The organism is Bradyrhizobium sp. Ash2021 (genome assembly GCF_031202265.1).
In the GTDB taxonomy this organism is placed as follows: Bacteria; Pseudomonadota; Alphaproteobacteria; order Rhizobiales; family Xanthobacteraceae; genus Bradyrhizobium.
Map to the genome: position 1 here is coordinate 4553997 of NZ_CP100604.1, position 13641 is coordinate 4567637.

Annotated in this window: 16 protein-coding genes; 7 read left to right on the forward strand and 9 right to left on the reverse strand. The window is 62.4% G+C overall.

Annotated elements, in window-relative coordinates:
- Window positions 1–29: 29 nt before the first annotated feature.
- A complete protein-coding gene (locus tag NL528_RS21675) occupies window positions 30–512 on the reverse strand; it encodes an Lrp/AsnC family transcriptional regulator (RefSeq protein ID WP_309184684.1) in 483 nt (160 codons plus the stop codon).
- A 34-nt stretch (window positions 513–546) separates the two neighbouring features.
- Window positions 547–1194, reverse strand: a complete 648-nt coding sequence (locus tag NL528_RS21680; protein ID WP_309184685.1) for a TetR/AcrR family transcriptional regulator — start codon at window positions 1192–1194, stop codon at window positions 547–549.
- 278 nt (window positions 1195–1472) lie between these two features.
- On the opposite strand from NL528_RS21680, the gene NL528_RS21685 reads away from it, so the two are divergent.
- Genes NL528_RS21685 through NL528_RS21695 form a run of 3 tightly spaced genes read left to right on the forward strand, consistent with a single transcriptional unit; the run spans window position 1473 to window position 5994 of the window.
- Window positions 1473–3077: a carboxyl transferase domain-containing protein gene (locus NL528_RS21685; protein WP_309184686.1), complete on the forward strand. Its 1605-nt coding sequence runs from the start codon at window positions 1473–1475 to the stop codon at window positions 3075–3077.
- Window positions 3078–3079: 2 nt separating this feature from the next.
- The gene (locus tag NL528_RS21690; protein ID WP_309184687.1) at window positions 3080–5086 is read left to right on the forward strand and encodes an acetyl/propionyl/methylcrotonyl-CoA carboxylase subunit alpha; all 2007 of its coding nucleotides are present in this window, start codon (window positions 3080–3082) and stop codon (window positions 5084–5086) included.
- Window positions 5086–5994, forward strand: a complete 909-nt coding sequence (locus tag NL528_RS21695; protein ID WP_309184688.1) for a hydroxymethylglutaryl-CoA lyase — start codon at window positions 5086–5088, stop codon at window positions 5992–5994. Before NL528_RS21690 ends, NL528_RS21695 begins: the two co-directional genes overlap by 1 nt.
- Before the next feature lie 129 nt (window positions 5995–6123).
- Here NL528_RS21695 and NL528_RS21700 read toward each other — a convergent pair whose 3' ends face one another.
- The 3 genes from NL528_RS21700 to dctP are packed head-to-tail and all read right to left on the reverse strand — an operon-like array spanning window position 6124 to window position 9052.
- The gene (locus NL528_RS21700; protein WP_309184689.1) at window positions 6124–7482 is read right to left on the reverse strand and encodes a TRAP transporter large permease; all 1359 of its coding nucleotides are present in this window, start codon (window positions 7480–7482) and stop codon (window positions 6124–6126) included.
- Window positions 7479–8033, reverse strand: a complete 555-nt coding sequence (locus NL528_RS21705) for a TRAP transporter small permease (protein WP_309184690.1) — start codon at window positions 8031–8033, stop codon at window positions 7479–7481. The genes NL528_RS21700 and NL528_RS21705 overlap by 4 nt, the downstream gene beginning before the upstream one ends.
- Window positions 8030–9052 (reverse strand): TRAP transporter substrate-binding protein DctP, encoded by a 1023-nt coding sequence (gene dctP, locus NL528_RS21710; protein ID WP_309184691.1) that lies wholly within the window; start codon window positions 9050–9052, stop codon window positions 8030–8032. Before dctP ends, NL528_RS21705 begins: the two co-directional genes overlap by 4 nt.
- A 387-nt stretch (window positions 9053–9439) precedes the next feature.
- Between dctP and NL528_RS21715 the strand changes: the two genes are divergently transcribed.
- Window positions 9440–9694: a pentapeptide MXKDX repeat protein gene (locus tag NL528_RS21715; protein ID WP_309184692.1), complete on the forward strand. Its 255-nt coding sequence runs from the start codon at window positions 9440–9442 to the stop codon at window positions 9692–9694.
- Between the two features lie 82 nt (window positions 9695–9776).
- Here NL528_RS21715 and NL528_RS21720 read toward each other — a convergent pair whose 3' ends face one another.
- Window positions 9777–10136: a DUF6481 family protein gene (locus NL528_RS21720; protein ID WP_309184693.1), complete on the reverse strand. Its 360-nt coding sequence runs from the start codon at window positions 10134–10136 to the stop codon at window positions 9777–9779.
- A 121-nt stretch (window positions 10137–10257) separates the two neighbouring features.
- Between NL528_RS21720 and NL528_RS21725 the strand changes: the two genes are divergently transcribed.
- Window positions 10258–10440: a hypothetical protein gene (locus tag NL528_RS21725; RefSeq protein ID WP_309184694.1), complete on the forward strand. Its 183-nt coding sequence runs from the start codon at window positions 10258–10260 to the stop codon at window positions 10438–10440.
- A gap of 63 nt (window positions 10441–10503) precedes the next feature.
- On the opposite strand, the gene NL528_RS21730 is transcribed toward NL528_RS21725, so the two are convergent.
- Both NL528_RS21730 and NL528_RS21735 read right to left on the reverse strand, forming a co-directional pair.
- Window positions 10504–11451, reverse strand: a complete 948-nt coding sequence (locus tag NL528_RS21730) for an IS481 family transposase (RefSeq protein ID WP_309184695.1) — start codon at window positions 11449–11451, stop codon at window positions 10504–10506.
- Between the two features lie 84 nt (window positions 11452–11535).
- Window positions 11536–11760 carry a hypothetical protein gene (locus NL528_RS21735; RefSeq protein WP_309184696.1) on the reverse strand — a complete coding sequence of 75 codons (225 nt, stop codon included), beginning with the start codon at window positions 11758–11760 and terminating at the stop codon, window positions 11536–11538.
- Window positions 11761–11965: 205 nt separating this feature from the next.
- On the opposite strand from NL528_RS21735, the gene NL528_RS21740 reads away from it, so the two are divergent.
- Both NL528_RS21740 and NL528_RS21745 read left to right on the forward strand, forming a co-directional pair.
- Entirely contained in the window at window positions 11966–12142 is a 177-nt protein-coding gene (locus NL528_RS21740) for a hypothetical protein (protein WP_171985903.1), read from the forward strand.
- A 132-nt stretch (window positions 12143–12274) separates the two neighbouring features.
- Complete coding sequence (locus NL528_RS21745) at window positions 12275–12538, forward strand: hypothetical protein (RefSeq protein ID WP_309184697.1); 264 nt, start codon at window positions 12275–12277, stop codon at window positions 12536–12538.
- A 271-nt stretch (window positions 12539–12809) separates the two neighbouring features.
- Here the strand turns inward: NL528_RS21745 and NL528_RS21750 are convergent, their stop codons facing one another.
- The gene (locus NL528_RS21750) at window positions 12810–13163 is read right to left on the reverse strand and encodes a hypothetical protein (protein WP_309184698.1); all 354 of its coding nucleotides are present in this window, start codon (window positions 13161–13163) and stop codon (window positions 12810–12812) included.
- Window positions 13164–13641: the final 478 nt, after the last annotated feature.

Here is a 13641-nt window from a genome sequence, read left to right on the forward strand (position 1 = left end):
GGACCCATTAAGGGGTCGGCTCGGGCTATTTATGCTGCCGGATATCCCGGTATCGGCAGTGGCGCATCCTTCGATACGCCAAGCACCGGGGAACTTCTGATGTTTTTGACCTCCGGCATGGCCGCAAACTGCAAAAGCTGCTGGTGCATCCCCTCGACGCTTGTCGCGACGCATTTGAGCAAAAAGTCCGCTTCTCCCGAAATGCGCCAGCACTGCAGGACCAGGGGTAGCGCCGTGATCGAGGTTTCGAACGCCTGCAGCGTCGCCTGGGTCTGGCTCACAAGTTGAATCGAGACGAATGACGCCACCTCGTAGCCGAGGTGCCTCTCGTCGAGGGTGGCGCGGATCGCCCTGATCACGCCTCGGCCGCGCAGCGACCGGACGCGCCGCAGGCAGGGAGGCTCGGAGACGCCGACACGGTTCGCCAGTTCGTTATTTCGGATGCGCCCATCCTTCTGAAGCTCGGACAGTATTCTCAAGTCGATTTCGTCGAGCTCTTGCTGGTCTGTCATGGGTGCCTCGTCTGCGCTCCAAAGATCGTCGCCGCTAGACGGACGCAATGCGCCGCGGATGCTTGCGGGCACTTCGGGAGGAAATCGCGGCCTGGGGCGAAACGCCGGACAGCACCAGCTTTTCGTGGGCGGCGACGATTGCTTCCTTGGTCAGTCGTCCTCCCGGCCGGTACCAGGCGCAGAGGCCGGTCAGAAGGGCCAGGATCGCAAACGTCGCCACCTGAACATCGACGACTTCGAAGACGCCTTCGGAAACTCCCTCCGCGAGAATTCCCGCCAGCCGTTGCTCATAGGCGCTGCGCAGCGCGACGATCGCATCGTAGTTCTTCGGCTCGAGGCAGCGCAGTTCGGAATTGGCGATGAAGACCTCGCGCTTCCGGCTCATGTGGTAGGTGACGTGGAATGCGACGAAGGCGCGGAGCTTTTCCACCGGCCCTTGCTTCCCTTCCAGCGCGAGATCGAGCTGACGAAGCAACTCGTTGATGTGGTCCTGCACCAGGCCGAACAGTAGCTCCTGCTTGGTACTGATATGATTGTACAGCGACCCAACCTGGATTCCGACCTCGGCCGCGAGGTGCCGCAGGCTCATCGCCCCGTAGCCATGTTCGAAGATCAGGCGCAGCCCGGCCTTCCGGATCGCTTCCAGCGTCTTTGGGCCGTATGAGCCGATCGTGCGTGCCATCTTTTCCTCAACGGTGCTTGTCGATGAAGTCGCTCCATGGAACTCACATAAACATACAAGCGATCGTATGATTATTGCACGAGATGCTAGGAATTTCAATGGCATAACGGCTGCATTCAGCGAATAGTGCCAAAATGCAGCGTCCCCTTGCAGGTCTATTAAAAAAACGTATGATCGTTTTTAACCTGATGGCCGGTCGCGCACCCTCGCGAGATGGCCTATTACAACTGACTTGAAGGCAACATTTCAACAGCCAGCCAATCAAAGAAACGCGGACCATGCCGCTTCACTCCACGATCGACCCCAAATCCTCCGAGTTCGCCCGCAACGCCGACGTGATGCGCGGCCTGGTCGCGGAGCTTCGCGAAAAGCTCAATCAGGTGGCCGGCGGCGGCGGCAAGGTTTCGCGCACGAGGCATGTTTCGCGCGGCAAAATGCTGGCGCGCCAGCGCGTCGATCTCCTGGTCGATCCCGGCACCGCGTTCCTTGAATTGTCGCCGCTGGCCGCCCATGGCCTCTATGGCGGCGACGTCCATTCCGCCAGCGTCATCACCGGTGTCGGCCGCATCTCGGGCCGCGAATGCGTGATCGTTGCCAACGATGCCACCATCAAGGGCGGCACCTATTATCCGATGACCGTGAAGAAACATCTGCGCGCGCAGGATATCGCCCGCCAGAACAATCTGCCCTGCGTCTACATGGTCGATTCCGGCGGCGCCTTCCTGCCGATGCAGGACGAGATCTTTCCCGACGAACGGCATTTCGGCCGCATCTTCTACAACCAGGCGCAGATGTCCGCCCAGGGCATTCCGCAGATTGCCATCGTGATGGGTTCGTGCACCGCCGGCGGCGCCTATGTGCCGGCGATGTCCGACGAGAGCATTATCGTGCGCAATCAGGGCACGATCTTTCTCGGCGGTCCGCCGCTGGTGAAGGCCGCGACCGGCGAGGTGGTGACCGCGGAGGAACTCGGCGGCGCCGATGTGCATTCGCGGCAGTCCGGCGTCACCGATCACTACGCCCAGAACGACGCGCACGCGATCGGGATCGCGCGGCGCATCGTCGCGACGCTGAAACAGCCGACGCGCGCGGTGCTGAACATGCGCGAGCCGAGGGATCCGCTGTTTCCCGCCGAAGAGATCTACGGCGTGGTCCCCGCCGACGGCCGAAAGCCGTTCGATGTCCATGATATCATCGCGCGGCTGGTCGATGGCTCCGAATTCGACGAATTCAAGAAGCTGTACGGCCAGACCCTGATCTGCGGTTTCGCCCATATTTGGGGCTATCCGGTCGGCATCATCGCCAATAATGGCATCCTGTTCAGCGAGAGTTCGCTGAAGGGCGCGCATTTCATCGAGTTGTGCTGCCAGCGCAATATCCCACTGGTGTTCCTGCAGAACATCACCGGCTTCATGGTCGGCAAGAAATACGAGGCCGGCGGTATCGCGCGCGACGGCGCCAAACTGGTGACGGCGGTGGCAACCGCCGGTGTGCCGAAATTCACGGTCGTGATCGGCGGTTCCTACGGCGCCGGCAATTACGGCATGTCCGGGCGGGCCTACAGCCCGCGTTTCCTCTGGATGTGGCCGAATGCCCGCATCTCCGTGATGGGCGGCGAGCAGGCATCGATGGTGCTGAGCCAGGTCCGCCGCGACAACATCGAGGCCAAGGGCGACACCTGGTCGGCGGAAGAGGAAGACAAATTCCGCAGCCCGATCCGCGCCCAATATGAGAGCCAGGGCAATCCCTATTACGCCACAGCAAGGCTCTGGGATGACGGCGTGATCGATCCCGCCGATACGCGGCTGGTGTTGGGCCTTGGGTTGTCGGCGGCATCGAATGCGCCGATCGAGCCGACGAAATTCGGCCTGTTCAGGATGTGACGATGAATCGCTCAAAATTATACCGGCGTTTCCGCACGCTCCTTATCGCCAACCGCGGCGAGATCGCCTGCCGCGTGATCCGCACCGCCAGGGCCATGGGCCTGCGCACGGTTGCGGTCTATTCCGAGGCCGACCGCGACGCCCTGCATGTCGCCGAGGCCGATGAGGCCGTGCTGCTCGGGCCGGCGCGGGCGCGCGACAGCTATCTCAACATCGCGCGTGTGATCGAAGCAGCGCACCAGAGCGGGGCCGAGGCGGTGCATCCCGGCTACGGGTTCCTGTCGGAGAACGCCGAATTCGCACAAGCCTGCCTCGATGCCGGCCTGGTGTTCGTCGGTCCTACCGCCGCCATGATGACGGCGATGGGCTCGAAATCAGGCTCAAAATTCCTGATGGAGCAGGCCGGCGTGCCGCTGGTGCCCGGCTATCACGGCGAGGCCCAGGACGAGACGGTTCTGGCCAAGGCCGCCGACGAGATCGGCTTCCCGGTACTGGTGAAAGCGTCCGCCGGCGGCGGCGGCCGCGGCATGCGCGTCGTCACCTCGGCCGGCGAGCTTTCCGCCGCGATCGTCAGCGCCAAGCGCGAGGCCAAGGCGGCATTCGGCGACGACCGCATGCTGATCGAAAAATACGTCCAGAATCCGCGCCACATCGAGGTGCAGATCATCGGCGACAGCCACGGCAATCTGCTGTCGCTGTTCGAACGCGAATGCACGCTGCAGCGGCGGCACCAGAAGGTGATCGAGGAAGCGCCGTCGCCGACACTCAATGCCACGCAGCGCGATACGGTCTGCGCAGCGGCGCGCAAGGCGGCGGGCGCGGTCAATTATGTCGGCGCCGGCACCATCGAATTCGTCTCCGACGGCAAGGATGTTTTCTTCATCGAGATGAACACGCGGTTGCAGGTCGAGCATCCCGTGACCGAACTGATCACCGGCGTCGATCTGGTCGAATGGCAATTGCGGGTGGCGTTCGGCGAAAAGCTGCCGCTCAAGCAGGACGAAATCAAACTGAACGGTCACGCCATCGAGGCGCGGGTCTATGCGGAAAATCCGCAGAAGAATTTCATGCCTTCGGTCGGCCGCATCAAGACCTGGCGGACGCCCGACGCCACCGACGGCCTGCGCGTCGATGCCGGCTATCGCGCGGGCGATGCGGTGTCGCCCCATTACGATGCCATGCTGGCCAAGGTGATCGCGTGGGCGCCAACACGGGCGGCCGCGATCGAACGGCTCAATCGCGGGCTGGAGGAGACCGACGTCCGCGGCATCGTCACCAACATCCCGTTCCTGTCGGCGCTGGTGACACACAGCGACGTGCGGGCGAATACGATCGATACCGGATTCATCGAGCGCGAGCTGAAGGGCCTGACGGCGGCATCGAGTACGTTGGGCGATCTCGAACTCTGCGCCGCGGTAGCGGCCATTACCGGCGAGGAGCAGAAGGCGGCGCGCAAGGAGGCGCACTCGCCGTGGCAGACTTTTGGCTGGATGCCGGTCGGCCGGCGGCAGCGCGTGTTCGCGTTCCGCCAGGGGCAGGGCGCCGAGCACAAGGTCACCTTGCACTACGGCTGCGGGCCGTCGACGCTCTCGATCGGCGAGCGCGAATTCGGTTTTGCCGCGTCGCCGGTTGAGGACGGCGGTTTCGATCTGACGCTCGACGGGATGAAATCGCGTGTCGTCGCCGTGATCGAGGGCCATGAACTCTATCTGCGCACCCGCAACGGCCGTCTCGACCTGCACTGGGTCGATCCGTTCGGCGGCGAGACCGAGGAACAGGTTGGCGAAGACAAGATCGTGGCGCCGTTGCCGGGTACGGTGGTGGCATTGCTGGCCGAGGAGGGAGCGACGCTCGAAAAGGGCGCGGCGATCTTGACGCTGGAGGTCATGAAGATGGAGCAGACCCTGCGCGCGCCCTTTGCCGGCGTGCTGAAGAAGATCAAATGCAAGGTCGGCGATATCGTCGGTGAGGGCGTCGAACTCGCCGAAATCGAGCCGGCGGCGGCCTGATGAGCGACACCGTCCGCATCGTTGAAGTAGGTCCGCGCGACGGCCTGCAGAACGAGGAGACTCCGATCAGCGTTGCCGATCGCATCGCCTTCATCGAGGCGCTGATCGGCGCCGGGCTGCACACTGTCGAAGTTGGTGCTTTCGTATCGCCGAAGGCGATCCCGCAGATGGTCAATTCCGACCAGGTGCTGCGCGGCGTCAGCCATATCGCGGGCGCCGAATTCCATGTGCTGGTGCCGAACGAAAAGGGCTATGACGCCTCGCAAGCGGCCGGGGCCAAGGTGATTGCGGTGTTCGCTTCCGCCTCGGAAGGGTTTTCGCGCGCCAACATCAATTGCTCGGTCAAGGAATCGATCGAGCGCTTCAAGCCGGTGCTGGCCCGCGCCAAGGCCGATGGCATCAAGGTGCGCGGCTATATCTCCTGCGTGCTCGGCTGTCCCTTTGACGGCGAGATCAAGCCGCATGCGGTCGTCGACGTCGCCAAAACCTTGTGGGACCTCGGCTGCTACGAAGTCTCGCTCGGCGACACCATCGGCGTCGGCACCCCGCTCAAGGCGCGGCAGCTGTTGCGGGCGGTTGCCGGCAGCGTGCCGATGGCCAACCTCGCGATGCATTTCCACGACACCTACGGCCAGGCGCTGGCCAATCTCTATGCCGGCATGGAGGAGGGCGCGCGGGTGATCGACTCCGCCGCCGGTGGCCTCGGCGGCTGCCCCTATGCGCCCGGCGCGACCGGCAATGTCGCGACCGAGGATGTGATCTACATGCTGGAGGGCATCGGGATTGCGACCGGCGTCGATATGGCAAAACTGCTGGCGGCGACCAATGCGGTCAGCAAGCTGATCGGGCGTCCGCCGGTGAGCCGGGTGGCCGCGGCGTTGAATGCCAAGGGGCGAGCGCAAAACTAACCACCGTCATTGCGAGCGAAGCGAAGCAATCCATTTCGCCGCGCAAAAAAGAATGGATTGCTTCGTCGCGGAGCCTGTCATCGGGCGCGCATTCGCGCGACCCGTTGGCTCCTCGCAACGACGAGTTCGCTACCTTCCCCCGTCCGGCCCCATCACCAGATCGGGCAGCGACGTCGAAATCCCCGGGAAGAAGCACAGCAGCAGCACCGCCAGCATCATCAGCAGCACGAACGGCAGCGTGCCCCAGATCACTTCGCTTAAGGGAATATCCGGCGCGACGTTGCGGATGACGAAGATGTTCAGGCCGACCGGCGGATGGATCAGCCCCATCTCCATCACAATGGTCATGACCACGCCGAACCAGATGATGTCGAAATTGGCGGCGCGCAACGGCGGCAGGATGATCGGCGCGGTCATCAGGATGATCGAGACCGGCGGCAGGAAGAAACCGAGCACGACGACCATGACCAGGATCGCGAACAGCAATTCCCAGCGCGGCAGATGCATCGCGACGATCGATTCGGCGACCGATTGCGAGATGTGCAGATAGCTCATCACATAGGAATAGAGCAGCGACATGCCGATGATCATCATCAGCATGGTGGATTCCCGGATGGTGGATTTGAGGATCGGCGCCAGGTCGGAAGGCCGCCACACGCTGTAGATCAGCCCGATCAGCACCAGCGCCAGCAAGCCGCCGAGCCCTGCAGTTTCGGACGGTGTCGCGTAGCCGCCATAGAGTGCGATCATGACGCCGGTCAAAAGCAGCACGAACGGCAGCACGCGCGGCAGCACGTTGAACCGTTCGGCCATGGTATATTCATCATGCTTGAGAATGGCCGAGTCCGCACCGGTCGCGGCATAGAGCGCGCTGGCGGCGGCGTATTCCTTGCGGAAACGATACACGGCGTAAGTGCCGAACAACGTCACCAGCAACAGCCCCGGCCCGATGCCGGCAAGGAACAACCGGCCGAGCGATTTTTCCGCGGCCACCGCGAACAGGATCATGGTGATGGACGGCGGCAGCAGAATGCCGAGGGTGCCGCCGGCGGCGATGATGCCGGCCGCGAAGCCGCCGGAATAGCCGCGCTTGCGCATCTCGGGAATGCCGGCCGAGCCGATCGCCGAGCAGGTCGCGGGCGAGGAGCCCGCCATCGCCGCGAACAGCGCGCAGGCGAACACGTTGGCGACCCCAAGCCCGCCGGGCACGCGATGCAGCCAGGCATGCAGCGCCGAATAGAGATCCTGGCCGGCGCGGGATTTGCCGATTGCCGCACCCTTGAGGATGAACAGCGGGATCGACAGCAGCGTGATCGATGCCATTTCCTCGTAGACGTTCTGCGTCACGGTATCGAGCGACGCGTGTGGCATATAGATGCCCATGAACACGACGGCGACCGCGCCGAGTGCGAACGCGATCGGCATGCCCGAAAACATCGCAAGCAGGGTCGCAAGACCGTAGCTGATCCCAATTCCGAGCACGGTCATCGGCGCGCCGCACCGCTGAGCGGGATCACGATCTGCAGGAGGATCTGCACGCACAACAGCGTCATGCCCGCCGCCATCAGCCCATAGGGGATCGCCAGCGGCGGCGACCACATCGAATTCGACACCTGACCGTCGACCCAGGCCTCATGCGCCAGCGTCCAGGATTTCCAGGCAAAGAACGCGCAGAACAGCAAGCTTGCGACATCGACCAGCCAGAGCCGGATGCGGTTCGCCATCGGCGACAGCAATCCGACGAACGCCTCGATGCCGATATGGCCGCGCTGCTGCTGCACATAGGCCGACGTCATGAAGGTGGCGCCGACGAGCAGGAACACCGCCGCCTCGTCCTGCCAGTAATTGGCGCTGTGGAACAAGGCGCGGCCGAGCACGCTGTAGCTCAGGATGACGCAGGCCGCGATCAGCGCGAGTGCTGCGAAGACGACGATGACATTGTTGCAGAAGGAAAGCGCACGTTCGAGCGCTGCCACAGGCGAAGAACCCGTGGCAGTGCCGGAAACGTCGGCTTGATCCGCAATCGGACCGTGCATCATGCGGAGACGTCGCTGGCGAGCTTCAAGAGATTGGCTGCGGTCGTCGTCTTGGCACTATAGTCCTTCCACGCGGTATCGCGCGCAATGTCGCGCCACTTGCCGACGGTTGCCACATCAAGCGCGCTGACCTTGGCGCCGGCCTTTTCATAGACCTTGGCAACCTCGATATCGTCGTCCTGCGCGCCCTTGCGGCCGAACGCTTCCAGTTCGCTGCCGACCGCGAGGATGATATCCTGCTGGTTCTTCGGCAGGCCGTCGAAGATCGACTTCGACATCATCAGCGGCTCCAGCATGAACCAGTAGGAGGCGCCGGCGCCCGAAGTCAGCGACTTCGCGACCTCCTCGAGCCGGAACGAGATCAGGCTGGTGGAGGAGGTGATGCCGGCGTCGCAAGCGCCGGTCTGCATCGCCGCATAGATCTCGTTCGACGGCACCGACAGCACGGCGGCGCCGGCGGTCTGCAGCACCATGTCCATTTCGCGCGAACCGCCGCGAACCTTGAGCCCCTTGGCGTCTTCCGGCGCCACGAGCGGACGGGAGCGGCTGGCGACGCCGCCGGCCTGCCAGACCCAGCTGAGCAGGATGATGCCCTTGTCGGCCAGGAAATCGGTCAGCGCCTTGCCGACCGGCTCTTTCTTCCAGCGCATGCCCTGATCGTAGGTCGCAACCAGGCCTGGCATCAGGCCGATATTGGTCTCCGGCAATTCGCCGCCGGCATAGGGCATCGGATACAGGCTGATATCCAGCGCGCCTTTGCGCATCGCCGAGAATTGCGCGTTGGTCTTGATCAGCGAGGAATTCGGATAAACTTCGGCGGCGATATCGCCATTGCTGCGCTTGGCCACTTCGGCGGCGAACATCCGGCACAGGCGGTCGCGGAAATCGCCCTTGTCGACGGTGCCGCCGGGAAACTGGTGCGAGATTTTCAGCGTGGTTGCGGCGTGGGCAGTTCCGGTGCCGAAGCGCAGGATGGCGGGCGCGGCAAGCGCGGTGGCGATGACGTGGCGGCGTGTGAGCATGTGTTTTCCCCTGATGCTGTTCTTGTTGGGCGCGTTCTGTGCCGGCGTTGCGCGCATGTTAGCCGGTATCGGGCCGGAGTTTCTCTAGTCTGATAGTTCGAGGTCGAGCGCGGCGGCAAGTCCCGAAATTGCTGCGGTGCACCCTCGATCGGTTTCCTGGGCGGGTGTTTGGACGGGAGGATTTCTCACGCCGACTCCGCCAACAATACGTCCAATCCCTGTTAGCGCGGGATCGTTCTCGCAGCCATCGCGAATGCCTGGTTCAACTATCCGTTACAACGCCAGAACCTTGGGGCCGGCGCGTAACAAAAGATATCCCGGGATCGTCGTGGGGAGAGCGGCAAGAAGTCGCTTTCAAACATCGACCCCAACAAGGATCACCAACCCATGACGATCAACACCCGTTTCGGCCTCGGCTTCTCCGCTGCCGTTCTCTCGCTCAGCCTCGCGCTTGCGCCCGCCGCCTTCGCCCAGGACAAGATGGGCAAGGACGACGGCATGAAGAAGGACTCAATGTCCAAGGATGCCATGAAGAAGGACGATGGCATGAAAAAGGACGCGATGAAGAAAGACGACGGGATGGCGAAGGACGGCATGAAGAAAGACGACGGGATGGCGAAGGACGGCATGAAGAAGAACTGATCGCGCTTCGCCGTCTCACAGGCTCGCCTTGCCCCCAGGGCGGGCCTGTGTCGTCTGCGGCGGTACCGCCCGAACGTATCAGTTACTTCTTCTTGCCTTTGCCGCCGCCCTTGCGGGCAGCGTAGCGGGCGTCACGCTTGGCCTTCTGCTCGGCCTCGAGCGCGGCCAGGCGAGCGGCTTCCTCTTCCTTTTCACGGGCGAGAAGGGCTGCGGCCGCGGCGGCCGCTTCCTCCTCACGACGCTTCTGCTCGGCCTTGGCGGCCTCGCGGGCTTCCCTGACCTTGGCGCGCGCGGCGGCCTGCGCCTCACGCTCGGCCTGGCGCTGCTTGACCTCGGGATCGTCAGGTCCCGGCTTGGCGCGGAATTTATTCAAAATGTCCTGCCGCGCCTGCTGCGCCGCCTTTTGGCGGTCGGCAAAACTTGGTTCCTTGAATCCACTCATAAAAGAGGCCTTGTCGCTTTCAGTTTCGGTTGTGGGACGCGGGATGATTGGCTTGGCGCTCGGCTTAAGTGAACCCGGGGCAAAATACCAGCGTCCAACGGGCACAGACAGGGAGATTTCCGTGAACAGCAAGTGGCCGAAGCTGATGCTGATGAGTGGGGCGACCTCGGCCTGGCTGATTTACGACATGACGACTGCGACCGAAGCCCCGCGGCAGGCGGTTGCGGTATTGCAATATGGGCTGCTGGCCTGCGCCTTATTCGGGCTGGTCGGCTCGCTGCTGATGTTCGCGTCGCAGAAATGAGGCTAGCCGCCGCCAGCGGCGGGTTGGTCCCGCAAATCGCGTTTCCTTGGGTCTCGCCGTGGGCTAGCTGTGGAGCCTCAACAGGTTGTCCTCGGTCAAGCCGAGGCGGCTGATGGGTGGTTTGGACTTTAGACTGCTGTGTGGTCGATGCCAGTTATATCGATGCAGCCAGATCGGCAGGTGCTGAGCCCGATGATCGGATGTGAGATAGGCTTGGGCATAGGCCCATTCGCGCAACGAGGTTTGGACGAAGCGCTCGGCCTTGCCGTTGGTTTTCGGCGTATAGGGCTTAGTGCGCAGGTGCTTGATTTTGAGCAGGCGCAATGCCTTAGGGTAACGACGGGATCGGAAGCTAGTGCCGTTGTCGGTCATGACACGATAGACTTTGACGCCATGGGCCCTGAAGAAGCGCAACGCGTTAAAGAGAAAGCTCAGGCAGGATCGACGTTTTTCATCGGGCAAGATTTCCGAATAGGCGACGCGGGAATGGTCGTCGATTGCCAGGTGCAGATATTCCCAACCGACCCTGCGGCTCTTGCTTTGGCGATCGCCGGTGATGCGGTGGCCGACTTGCTCGAAACGGCCCAGCTTTTTGATATCGATGTGGATGATCTCGCCGGGGTGTTCGCGCTCGTACCGGCGCACCGGTTCGGCCGGCTCCAGTGCCGAGAGCTTGTTGATGCCGAGCCGCTGCAGGATGCGGCTGACGGTCGCCGGAGACACGCCGACCTCGACCGCGATCTGCTTGCCGGTGTAGCGCTGGCGGCGCAAGGCCTCAACCACGGCGCATGTGGCGGGCGCCGTTTGGCTTGGCAATGAAAGAGGCCTGGAGGAGCGGTCGCGCAAACCATCGACACCGCCTGCGCGGAACCGTTCGACCCATTTGGCGACGGTCTTTGGCGTGGTGTTGAACTGGCGCGCGGCGGCCGCTTTGCTCAGTCCCGCTGCCACACTCCGCACCATGGCCTCTCGACCTTTCGGCGTCAGGGGAGCATTCTTATGGCTGTTCATCTGGTCTCTCCGTGGAACACTGAAGCTTCGCAACCTCAGCTTCCTCGGTTCGGACCAGATGGACAACCTCCTGAAAGCCCACAGCTAGCCGAGCTTGAAATTGTCGCGGCGCCCGGACGGACCAAGGATTTTGGCGACCGTTATCGTCGTCATCGCGACCCGGTCGGATGTCCGCTGGGCTTCCAGCCTGTCGCGGGCCTTCTCCTGGATCAGGAGGTCGATCAACTCAAGCCGCTTGCTGTCGTCGACCGCTTCCGCCAGCAATTTCCGGTAACGATGATAGTCGTAGCCCGCTTCCGGCTTACTCATGGCACGCCCCGCACACGCGCTTTCCCCGAGCAAACAGTGTTTCTCAACGTCCGCGCGAGCGCAACGAATTTGCGACACTTATACCCGTCTCGTATGTTTAATCCGGCCGGTGTTGCAGAATTGATCCGCCGAACTCTGGCGTGACGATGCTTGGCACAAGCTCGCGGCCAATAAAGGTAGCGAGCGTTTTGGAACCAATGCGATCATGACCGATCCCGAAGAAAGCCCGAACCGGCGCGGCGCGATCGCCGGATTGTTGATCGCGGTCGCGATGCTGGCGGTTGGCCTGTGGCTGGCGCACGACCTGACGGCGGCCAGCAAGATGCAGGATTGCCTGATGTCGGGCCGGACCAACTGCAACGTCATTCAGCCCGCGCAGTGAAAACGACCCGCTATTTCGGGTTGTGCCGACCTGCGACAAATCGAGCGGCCGAAAAGCCGAAAACCTGTGATCTGGCTCACACAGGGGAGGCTGGCGCAATCCTATTCTCCCGCGGTGAACAGGACAGCGCCCGTGAACAGGACAGCCGCCATGTTGCGCAATCTGTGGACCCGCAAGAATATCGCTTTCGTCGCTGCCATCGTGTCGCTTGGCTGCGTCGCGGCGGTGCTTGCGATTGGCCTGGCCTCTCCGGAACCGGTTTCCGGTGCGGCGCTTGGCCCGAATTGGGAATGCAGCCGGATCGCGTTCGTCTGGACGACCTGCACCAGGGTGCAGCACACGGCGTCCGCGTCAGTCCGCAAGGTTAAGGAGCCGTGCACGCGACCGCGGACTTAATCCTCAGGGCACCGCAGTCGTGAATCGCCCGACCGAGCAAAACCCCACCGCTAGCCTTGCGTCGATGTCTTCTTTGGAGCGCAATCATTAAGCGCCTGCTTACCCTGGCCCCCGTAGGCAAGCGCTTGGAATGGGCGGGCCCCAGGCCATGCCGCTCCTGGGGCCGCTTCAATTTGAAACCAGCTGGAAACGCACAACGGAGTTGCGGTGACAGTACTGTCACCGTAATTCCCTCGCTCGGCCTAAGTGTTGGCGACCGCGCGGGGCTCAGCTACCTAATCTTAGCCAAGCACTCCTTCAGGCGCTCAAGCTCCAAACGAACTTGCGACTCCATGGCGTCTTGTAATGCGAGCGTGCCCCTGCTGGACAATTCTGCGGAGGCCTTTCTGTCCAGATTCTGCTTCCAATCCCGGATTGCCTGCTTAGTGGCGCTTTGAGCCTCCGACGTAGCCTTAAGGTACGCCTTTATGCAGGCGTCGGCCATTGAGCACGTCTGGCACTCTTCAGCGGCGGCAGCACTTGAAACAAGCAAGGCAAGTGTCGCGGCAAAGACCTTCATTGCTTTTCCCCGGTATTGGCCCGGCGGATGTTCTGCTTGGTTGGGCTTGTTTGCAACGGCGGGCATGCGCCATTGGAACTCGCCGCGGGCGGGCAGGCAAATCGCTCTACACGTTGGGTCCGGAACAGACCCGAGCCCCCGCCAATTGCGGGTATCGACGGCGGGCCGCCATGACGTAATCAAATTATCAGTCCCTTAAGATCTGCGGGAGATGATTTGCCTCTTTCGGGGCCTTTCATGATCGACGATAAGGTCAGAATCAAATGCACGAAGTGTTCCCAGGTATTTAGGGAGCGGGCTCAGAAGGTCAGACCTAATTTCCAGGCGAACTGCGCGCACTGCAACAGGCTCATTACGTTCGAATTTGGTTCGGAAGATCCAAACATCAGGCGGGCACTCTGTAGCGCACAGGAAATCAGGATTGTGGTTGAGGCGGAACAAAAAACCCGGGCTGCCGCTCGTCAGCGAGCCTAAACAACGGTCATTCGTCTCTCTTCAGCTTTCGGAATTACGGTGACAGTATATTTAAGGTCGCTCGCGAACG

Coding starts and splice junctions, on each gene's coding strand:
- NL528_RS21675 (WP_309184684.1), bottom strand. CDS start 512: ATGACAGACCAGCAAGAGCTCGACGAAATCGACTTGAGAATACTGTCC.
- NL528_RS21680 (WP_309184685.1), bottom strand. CDS start 1,194: ATGGCACGCACGATCGGCTCATACGGCCCAAAGACGCTGGAAGCGATC.
- NL528_RS21685 (WP_309184686.1), top strand. CDS start 1,473: ATGCCGCTTCACTCCACGATCGACCCCAAATCCTCCGAGTTCGCCCGC.
- NL528_RS21690 (WP_309184687.1), top strand. CDS start 3,080: ATGAATCGCTCAAAATTATACCGGCGTTTCCGCACGCTCCTTATCGCC.
- NL528_RS21695 (WP_309184688.1), top strand. CDS start 5,086: ATGAGCGACACCGTCCGCATCGTTGAAGTAGGTCCGCGCGACGGCCTG.
- NL528_RS21700 (WP_309184689.1), bottom strand. CDS start 7,482: ATGACCGTGCTCGGAATTGGGATCAGCTACGGTCTTGCGACCCTGCTT.
- NL528_RS21705 (WP_309184690.1), bottom strand. CDS start 8,033: ATGATGCACGGTCCGATTGCGGATCAAGCCGACGTTTCCGGCACTGCC.
- dctP (WP_309184691.1), bottom strand. CDS start 9,052: ATGCTCACACGCCGCCACGTCATCGCCACCGCGCTTGCCGCGCCCGCC.
- NL528_RS21715 (WP_309184692.1), top strand. CDS start 9,440: ATGACGATCAACACCCGTTTCGGCCTCGGCTTCTCCGCTGCCGTTCTC.
- NL528_RS21720 (WP_309184693.1), bottom strand. CDS start 10,136: ATGAGTGGATTCAAGGAACCAAGTTTTGCCGACCGCCAAAAGGCGGCG.
- NL528_RS21730 (WP_309184695.1), bottom strand. CDS start 11,451: ATGAACAGCCATAAGAATGCTCCCCTGACGCCGAAAGGTCGAGAGGCC.
- NL528_RS21735 (WP_309184696.1), bottom strand. CDS start 11,760: ATGAGTAAGCCGGAAGCGGGCTACGACTATCATCGTTACCGGAAATTG.
- NL528_RS21740 (WP_171985903.1), top strand. CDS start 11,966: ATGACCGATCCCGAAGAAAGCCCGAACCGGCGCGGCGCGATCGCCGGA.
- NL528_RS21750 (WP_309184698.1), bottom strand. CDS start 13,163: ATGCCCGCCGTTGCAAACAAGCCCAACCAAGCAGAACATCCGCCGGGC.